The following is an 8,952-nucleotide window of genomic DNA, read 5'->3' on the forward strand; positions in this document are numbered from 1 at the left end:
GCCTGCTCCTGGCCCCGCGTCGAGCTCACCGCCCTCGCACACCGACACAAGCCCCCGGGCAGCCCTGGCCGGCCGGAGTGCGGGCGCACGAACAGGCCGCAAGGGCGGCGCGGTCGCTCAGACGGATCCGGCGGTCAGGGTCTGGAACTCGCTGGGCAGATCCGCGCGCCTGGTGACGTTGAGCTTGCGGTACACGCGGGTCAGATGCTGTTCCACCGTGCTGATGGTGACGCACAGTTGGTCGGCGATCTCGCGGTTGGAGTGGCCCAGGGCGGCCAGGGACGCGACGCGTCGCTCCGCCGCGCTGAGGGGATCCCGTGGAGCGGTGATCGGGTCGGCCGGTGTCTCCTCCCTGCCGCGCAGTTGCGGGGAGGGTTGCAGATGTTCGGCGCCGCACACATCGGCCAGGTGCAGCGCCTGGTACAGCGCCCGACGTGCCTGGTCGGCCTCGCCGATCGCGCGCTGCGCGGAACTCAACGCGGCCAGCGCCCGCGCCAGTTCGAGTCTGTCCCCGGCGAGCCGCAGGACACTGACGGCCTCCAGCAGCAGACTCGTCCGGCGCCGCGGTTCGGCGATCTCGGCGAGCAGGCACATGGCGACGCCGCGGCTGCGGGACTTGGCGCTGCCGGGGCGGGCCAGCTCCGCCTCCGCGAGCCGGCGGACCTGGTCCCGCTGCCCGAGGCGCAGATGGGCGGCGGCCGCGCCGCTGCGCCAGGGCAGGAAGGAGGGCAGGTCCATGTCCCAGGCGCGGGCCCGGTCGCCGCAGCGCAGGAAGTCGTCCAGTGCCGCGTGCACCTGGTTGGTGGCCAGGTGGTGCTGGCCCCGGGCGTAGAGGTACTGCAGGCCGTACCGGGACTCGGAGATCGCCTCCGGTACCGAGTGCCGCAGATACTCCTCCGCGACGCCGTCCGCCCCCATGGCGGTCGCCGCCAGGACGAGCGTGCTCAGGGGCGCGCCGACAGCGACTCCCCAACTGCGGGGCGAGAGGTGGGTCATGGCCCGGCGGGCGAGGGCGCACGCCTCGTTCAGATCGCCCTGCCGCAGGGCCAGTTCGGCGCGAATCGCGGTGATCTTAGCCTGCCAGGTGGGCACCTGCCGGACGGTGGCCTCCTGCAGGAGCTTGGCCGACCAGATGGAGGCCTGGCCGAGCCGGTCCGCGTAGACGAGCGCGAGCAGCGCGGACTCCAGCGCGTACAGATTGGCCTCGTCCAGGCCGCAGGAGCGCAGCACCTGTTCGGCACTCCAGGCGCTGGACTCGTCACCGCCGTTGCGCAGCGTCGAGCCGAGGACGGTCTCCGCGAGCAGGACGGGGCGGGCGGTCGCGGGTTCCCTGCCGTCGCGGCCACCCGGGCCGTCCTCGGCGGTGGGCAGGAGGGACACCATTGTGGGGTAACGATTCCGCAGCCACTCCCGGTTCTCCGGGAACAGGCCGTGGGGGCCCGGGGCCTTCGGGCCCAGCGTGCGGATCAACTCGGCGGCCTCGTCGGAGCGCCCGTGCCACAGCAGGGCACGGGAGAGCGGAACGGTCAGTTCGGCGGGCAGGACGCCCGTCAGCAGCGCTTCGGAGAGCGGCCCCAGTCGGGGGCCCACGGTGGAGGGATTGAGCTGCCACTCCAGTCGCGCGAGCATCATCGAGGCGAGCGCCCGCTCTCGTACGTCGTCGGAGCCGGACAGCGCCAGTTCCAGGCACTCCAGGGCGAAGCCGACGTCGCCGCTGCGGCGCGCGTGCTCCGAGGCGTCCATCAGGACGGGGACGGCCCAGCACGCCGGTACGTGGCGGACGGCGACCAGATGCCGCGCGACCGTGGGCGTCGGCAGCCCTTCGTGGTGGAGTAACTCCGCGACGTCGAGGCGCAGTCTCCGGAGCACGCCCCGGGGGATGTCGTCCAGGACGGCCGACCGCGCCGCCGGGTGACGGTAACAGCCGCCCGCGACGAGGCCGGCGGCCTCCACATGTCTCAGCGCGTCGGCCACCGAGGACGGGCCGAGGTGGAGCAGGCGGCCTATACGGTCGGGGGAGGAGCAGGAGTCCAGCACCGCCATCGTGCGGGCCACACCGAGAACGAGCGGCTCCCCGCCGCGCAGACAGGCGAGCACCGCCTGTGCGAACTCCTCTCCCGCGGAAGGTACTTCGGGCTCGGCGTCACCGTCGGCCGACCGGTCGCGGTGGTCCCTCAACAGGGCCCGCACCAGCAGCGGATTGCCCCCGCTGAGGGAGTGGTAGACGGCACCGTGGGCCTGGGCCTCCTGGGTGCCCAGGGTCTTCGCCGTCAGCTCGGTCGTGCCCTCCAGCGACAGGGGAGACAGCCGGACGCGCCGGTAGAAGGGATGGCGCAGCAGCTCGGCGCTCAACAGCGGAGGGCGGTGACGGGCGCTGTCCGGGCGGCTGAGCACCAGCATCAGACGGGCGGATCTCGTGTGGGGGAGCAGGTGCAGCAGACAGCTCAGGGAGGCGGAGTCGGCGTGGTGGATGTCGTCGACGCAGAGCACCAGGCCGCCCGCCCCGGCCGCGTGCAGCAGCTCCCGGCACAGGCCGCGGGCGACATGAGCCTGCAGCGCGGCCGACTCATGAGGGGCGGTCGGACCGGACGCGAGGCTGCTCTCCAGCTCGGTCATCCGCGTACGGAGCGGGGCGGGCAGCGAGATGTCCCGGACGAGTTGGTGGACGACACCGAACGGGACGTCGCGCTCCGCCTCCCTGCCCACGGCTCGCAGGACCTCGGAACCGGTCGCGGACGCCTCCTCGGCAAAGGCATAGAGCAACTCGGACTTGCCGATGCCCGCGGAGCCGCTGACGAGGACGACGTGTCCTTTGCCCTGGCGGCTTTCCGAGAGGAAATCGTGTAACGCGCACAGTTCTTCTTCGCGGTCGATCAGTATCATGCATGTACTCTTTGCGGCGCGTCGGAATTCTATTCGTCACAACGCGAGTAGATTTTCCGGAGACTTCACGTGTTGGGGAGTCTTTAGTAGAGCCCCTCGGGAGCCGACGAAGTGGTCTGCAGCGGAGTCACATTCGCGACTCCGTCGGACGGCCATGCGGAGCCGGTGTCGTAACGCAGCGCCTGGTCGCGTTCGAGGATGTTGGGAAGGAACAGGTCTTCGTGCAGCACGGTCAGTCGGACCTGTCCTACAGTGCCGTACTCCACTGTGGTTGACCAGTCCTCTTTGCGTACGACGTTCATTGTCACCTGTGGATAATTCGGAACATAGGGCATGAGTTCGGCGTTCTGCTCGACGGGCAGCCCCGCCGCGTTGCCGAAGGTGTTGCCGTAGCTGCGGCCGCAGATTCCGTCGTCCATCGCGGCCATGAAGTCCCGGTACATGTCCGGGCTCAGCTGCGTGCCGCTCAGCCGCACCCCCCGCAGCGGTGCGACCAGTTCGGGATGGCGGCGCACCAGCGCCAGGAAGAGCGCGGGAGTGGTGTTGAGGTAGTCGATCCGGCCGTGGATGAGCACGTCGGTGACCTGCTCCAGCAGATGGGTGGTGTACTCGGTCGCGTCCGCCAGCCGGCCGGCCCGGATGAGCCGCTTGACCCAGCGCGGGTCCATGTCGACGCCGTACACCTGACCGGCGTACAGGTCCGACACCTCCCACATGCCGTTGCCGATCAGATGCGGTCCCGTGGGGGTCGCCTGGAGCCAGGTCCGCCCCTGGGTGAACCCCTCGGTGACGAAGGACCAGCGGCGCCACGCGCCCCGGTGCAGCAGCATGGCGGGTGTGTAGAACAGCCGACAGGGCGCGCCGGTCGTGCCGCCGGTGTCCCAGACGCGGCCGGTCAGCGGGCGCGGCACGTCGAGCGGCACCAGATCCGCCGGGTCCTGGGAGCGCAGGATGTCCACCGGGAACGGTCCGAACGCCGTGAGCTGGTCATAGCGGGTGATGTCCCGCGCGTCGAAGCCCAGTCCAGCGGCGCGCCGCAGCCAGTACGGACTGCCGGTCTCCGGGTGGAAGTGCCGCGCCACCACCTTCCGTGTCCACGCGTCGAGGTCGGTCCCGAGCCAGTCGTCGATCAGCGCGTCGCACTCCGTGCCCCGCTCGGTGGGCGACAGGGCGGCCGGCGGCGCGCTCACCGGGCCCGCACCGGTGAAAGGTCCAGGCCGAACTCGTACACGCTGGTCAGCACCTGCTGGATGTGTTCGGGCCTGCCGACGTGGACCACCGGGAACGGGAACCTGAGGATGCCGTCCGGGATGGAACCGCCCATGATGAGGCCGAGGCGCACGCCCTGGTCCTTCATCTCGTCGCAGACGTCCACCAGGCTGATCGGATCCGTGGGGTTCCGGTCGAACAGATCCCGTACGTCCTCCGCCGTGGTCAGGGTCTTGCGCTCCAGGCAGGAGACCAGCGGCAGTTCGGGCGCCTTGAACGGCATCGCGTCGATGTACGGCGCCATGAACGCGCGGAAGTGGCCGCGCAGCGGCGAGTGCACGGCGATCGGCCGGTCCGGCAAGGGCGCGACGGTGCCCGGCGGAAGGTCGGCCGTCAGCGCGTCCAGTGCCTCACGCTCGCCCGACAGCATCAGGATCCGCATCGCCCCGTCGGCCGTCGGCCCGAAGTCCCCGGACAGATGCACCCCGGCCCGGCCCTCACCCCGGTACGCCGCCCCCAGGTCGCCCTCGGCCGGGGCGAACGCCAGCGCGAGGCCCTGCTCCGGCTCGTCGGCGGGCAGTTCGGGGGTGTGACGGGCGTGCGCCAGCATCTCGAACAGCTCCCGCCGCCCGATCGAGCCGGCCAGACAGCTCGCCGTCATGGCGCCGAGGCTCACTCCGCCCAGCACCGCCGGGCTGAGCCCCTGCTCCGCCAGCACGTCGTGGATGCCGAGGGCGAGCGCCGTCTCGCGGATCGTCCCCGCGCTCTGCCGCTCCTCCTGCGGCTCCGGCAGCTCCTCCTCCAGGATCTGGCCCACCGTGAGACCCGTCCACTCCGAGACCTGCTCGTACAGCTCCCGCATCACGGGATGGGCCCGGTACATCTCCAGACCATGCACTTCCGTACCCACTCCGCCGCCGAACAGAAAGCCCAATGCCATAACTGTCTCCTGTATATCTCGACCAAAAAAGGCGTGAACAGGACACGGTGCTCTCGGTGCGCCAACTGCACGACAAGGCCGTCGAGACCGCTGATGCGCAGCTACCGTACCCATCACCCCGGCCTTGCGGAAAGGGTCATCTGTCCCTGATTCCAGCCATCGGTGGGTGTCGCGGGCCGCGCTATCGAGACGATATGCGGGGCTGTCAGAGTTCTTCCGTGGCCCGAGTAATTCCCCTTGTCCGGTCGGCCGGGAAGTCTGAAGTGGAAGAAATGTCGAATCAGGACGACGACGATCCCCGCACGCCGATTGCGGTCGTCGGATACTCCTGCCGACTGCCCGGTGCGCCCGACCCCGAGGCCTTCTGGCGTCTGCTCGCCACAGGGCGGCACTCCATCACGCAGGCGCCGCCCGACCGCTGGGACGCCGACGCGATCGCGTCGGCCGGGGCGGCACCGGACGCCGAGCGCGTGCGGTGGGGCGGCTTCCTCGACCGGGCCGACCTCTTCGACGCCTCCTTCTTCGGGATCTCCCCGCGCGAGGCCACCGCCATGGACCCCCAGCAGCGCCTGGTGCTGGAACTCGGCTGGGAGGCCCTGGAACACGCCGGCATCGTCCCCGGCACCCTGGCCGACAGCCCGACCGCCGTCTTCGTCGGCGCCGCCACCGACGACTACGCGACCCTGCGCGCCCGCCTGGGCGCCGCCGGCATCACCCGGCACACGGCCGTCGGCACCCAGCGCACCATGATCGCCAACCGGCTCTCCCACGCCCTCGACCTGCGGGGGCCGAGCCAGACCGTCGACAGCGGGCAGTCCTCTTCCCTGGTCGCCGTCCAACTGGCCTGTGAGAGCCTGCGCGCGGGCGACTGCACGGCCGCCCTGGCCGGAGGGGTCAACCTCAACCTCGCCCTGGACGGCGCGCTCGTCGCCGCCGGCTCCGGCGCCCTCTCGCCGGACGGGCGGTGCCACACCTTCGACGAACGCGCCAACGGGTATGTACGCGGCGAGGGCGGAGCCCTGGTCGTCCTCAAGACCCTCGACCGGGCCATGGCCGACGACGACCGCATCCGCTGCCTGATCCTCGGCGGCGCCGTGAACAACGCCGGCAACGCCTCCTCCGGGCTGACCGTCCCCGACGAGAGCGCCCAGCGCGAGGTGATCCGGCTCGCCCACCGGCGCGCCGGGACCCGCCCCGACCAGGTGCAGTACGTCGAACTGCACGGCACCGGCACCAAGGCCGGTGACCCCGTCGAGGCCGCGGCCCTCGGCGCGGCCCTCGGCACCGCGAGGACGCCGGGCAGGCCCCTGGCCGTCGGCTCCGCCAAGACCAACGTGGGCCATCTGGAGGCCGCCGCCGGAGTCGTGGGCCTGCTCAAGGTCATCCTGTCCATCGAGTACCAGGCCCTTCCGCCCAGCCTCAACTTCACCGCCCCGCCCCCCTCGGTGCCCCTGGACCGCCTCAATCTGACGGTCCAGCGAGAACTCGCGCCCTGGCCCCACGACGACCTGCCGAGGACCGCGGGGGTCAGCTCGTTCGGCATGGGCGGCACCAACTGCCATCTGGTGCTGTCGGACTGGTGCGGCCGGGGCACACCCGCCGCGGCCCCCGACGCGTCGTACGCCCCGCTGCCCGCCCCCGTCGCCCTCTCCGGCCGCGACGAGCCCGCCCTGCGCGCCCAGGCGGCACGCCTGCTCGGCCATCTCGCCGACCGCCCCGAACTCGGGACCGGCGAGATCGCGTATTCCTGCGCCACGACCCGTACCCACTTCGCGCGACGCGCGGTCGCCCTCGCCACCGATCGCGACGACCTCCTCGCGTCGATCGCGGCCCTGGCCGAAGGCCGTCCCGCGCCGCGCCTGGTGGAGGGCACCGCACGCGAGGGCGGCCTCGCGTTCCTGTTCACCGGGCAGGGCAGCCAGCGGCCCGGCATGGGCGCGGCACTGCACGCCACCTTCCCCGTCTTCGCGGACGCCTTCGACGCGGCGTGCGAGGAGATGGACCGCTACCTCGACCGGCCGCTGCGGGACCTGGTCCTCGACAGCGGCGGCACCCCTGACGCGGCCCTGCTCGACCGGACCGGCTACACCCAGCCGGCGCTCTTCGCCTTCGAGACCGCGCTCTACCGGCTGCTCGAACACTGGGGTCTGATCCCGGACGCCGTACTCGGCCACTCCGTCGGCGAGTTGGTCGCGGCACACGCGGCCGGCGTACTGGACCTGCGGGACGCCTGCGCGCTCGTCGCGGCCCGAGGGCGTCTGATGGACGGCCTGCCGGGCGGCGGCGCGATGGTCTCGGTCCAGGCGTCCGAGGAGGAACTCGGCCCCGACCTGGCCGAGTTCGCCGACCGGGTCGCCGTGGCCGCGCTCAACGGACCGGCCTCGACCGTGCTCTCCGGCGACGAGAGCGCCGTGCTCCGCCTCGCCGGACGCTGGCGCGACCGAGGCCGCAGGACCAGACGACTGCGGGTGAGCCACGCCTTCCACTCACCCCACATGGACGGCATGCTCGACGAGTTCCGCCAGGTCGCCGAGAGCCTCACCTACCGCACACCGCACCTCGCTGTGGTCTCCAACCTGACCGGCCGGACCGCCACCGAGGACGAACTCCGCTCTCCCGACCACTGGGTCCGCCACGCCCGCGACGCGGTCCGCTTCCTCGACGGGGTCAGGACCCTGCACGCCCGGGGCATCGTCCTCCACCTGGAGATCGGGCCGGACGCGGTGCTCTCCACCATGGCCCGCGACTGCGCGCCCGACGGCGCCGACCAGCTCTTCGTCCCCGCCATGCGGAGGGACCGCGACGAAGGGGCCACTCTCTACTCGGCACTCGCGGAGCTCCACGTGGGCGGCGCCACCGGGGCCCTGAACCAGTTCTTCGCCTGCTCCCGAGCGCGCCGCGTCGCCCTGCCCACCTACGCCTTCCAACGGCAGCGCTACTGGCTCGGCTCCACCGGCGCACCGCTCCCGCAGGGCCCGGCCGCGCCGGAACTCCCGTCGCCGGGACCCGACATGGCCTCGCCGACCACCGCCGGCGACCGCCGAACCGCACCGGCGGAGCTGGTGCGCGCACACGTGGCCCGCGTGCTCGGCCACGACTCGCCCGACGCCGTGCCGATCGGCACCTCCTTCAAGGAACTCGGTTTCAGCTCCCTCATGGGCGTCGAACTGAGCGACCTCCTCAGCAGATCGACCGGCACACGCCAGCCCAGCACCCTGATCTACGACCACCCGACACCCGAGGCTCTGATCCGGTACGTACGGAACGCGGTGGACGGCGACACGCCGGACCCGGAGGCCCTCACCCAGGCGGGTGTGGGGGAGCCGGTGGCGGTGGTGGGGATGGCGTGTCGGTTGCCGGGTGGGGTGGTGTCGCCTGCGGGGTTGTGGGAGTTGGTGGCTGAGGGTCGGGACGGTGTGTCGGGGTTTCCGGTGGACCGGGGTTGGGATGTGGAGGGGTTGTTCGATCCGGATCCGGATCGGCCGGGGACGTCTTATACGCGTCATGGCGGGTTCTTGCATGATGCGGCGGAGTTCGATGCGGAGTTCTTCGGGATCTCGCCGCGTGAGGCGTTGGCGATGGATCCGCAGCAGCGGTTGTTGCTGGAGTCGTCGTGGGAGGCGGTCGAGTCGGCCGGTATCGACCCGCACGCGTTGCGTGGCAGCCGCACCGGCGTCTTCGCCGGCACCTTCACCTTCCGGGACTCCGACAACGGCGTCAGGCTGCCCGACTCCTCCGAGGGGCGCCGGCTGACCGGTGGTGCCGCGAGCGTCCTGTCGGGTCGGGTGGCGTTTTCGTTGGGGCTTGAGGGTCCTGCGGTGACGGTGGATACGGCGTGTTCGTCGTCGTTGGTGGCGGTGCATCTGGCGGTGTCGGCGTTGCGGGCGGGGGAGTGTTCGCTGGCGTTGGCGGGTGGGGTG

At 71.6% G+C, this 8,952-nt stretch carries 4 protein-coding genes; 1 reads left to right on the top strand and 3 read right to left on the bottom strand.

The annotated features are described in order from the left end of the window. Positions 1-117: 117 nt before the first annotated feature. The 3 genes from M8J73_RS02560 to M8J73_RS02570 all read right to left on the bottom strand — a co-directional run bounded on the left by M8J73_RS02560 (position 118) and on the right by M8J73_RS02570 (position 5,032). Positions 118-2,883 (bottom strand): helix-turn-helix transcriptional regulator, encoded by a 2,766-nt coding sequence (locus tag M8J73_RS02560; protein ID WP_249828171.1) that lies wholly within the window; start codon positions 2,881-2,883, stop codon positions 118-120. Between the two features lie 83 nt (positions 2,884-2,966). Continuing rightward, positions 2,967-4,073, bottom strand: a complete 1,107-nt coding sequence (locus tag M8J73_RS02565) for an arylcarboxylate reductase (protein ID WP_240501702.1) — start codon at positions 4,071-4,073, stop codon at positions 2,967-2,969. Further along, positions 4,070-5,032 (bottom strand): ACP S-malonyltransferase, encoded by a 963-nt coding sequence (locus tag M8J73_RS02570; RefSeq protein WP_249828172.1) that lies wholly within the window; start codon positions 5,030-5,032, stop codon positions 4,070-4,072. The genes M8J73_RS02565 and M8J73_RS02570 overlap by 4 nt, the downstream gene beginning before the upstream one ends. 272 nt (positions 5,033-5,304) lie before the next feature. Between M8J73_RS02570 and M8J73_RS02575 the strand changes: the two genes are divergently transcribed. Next, on the top strand, positions 5,305-8,952 hold a 3,648-nt coding region (locus M8J73_RS02575; RefSeq protein WP_249828173.1), incomplete at its 3' end, for a type I polyketide synthase.

Origin of the sequence: Streptomyces neyagawaensis (genome assembly GCF_023516595.1) — a bacterium.
Lineage (GTDB): Bacteria > Actinomycetota > Actinomycetes > Streptomycetales > Streptomycetaceae > Streptomyces > Streptomyces neyagawaensis.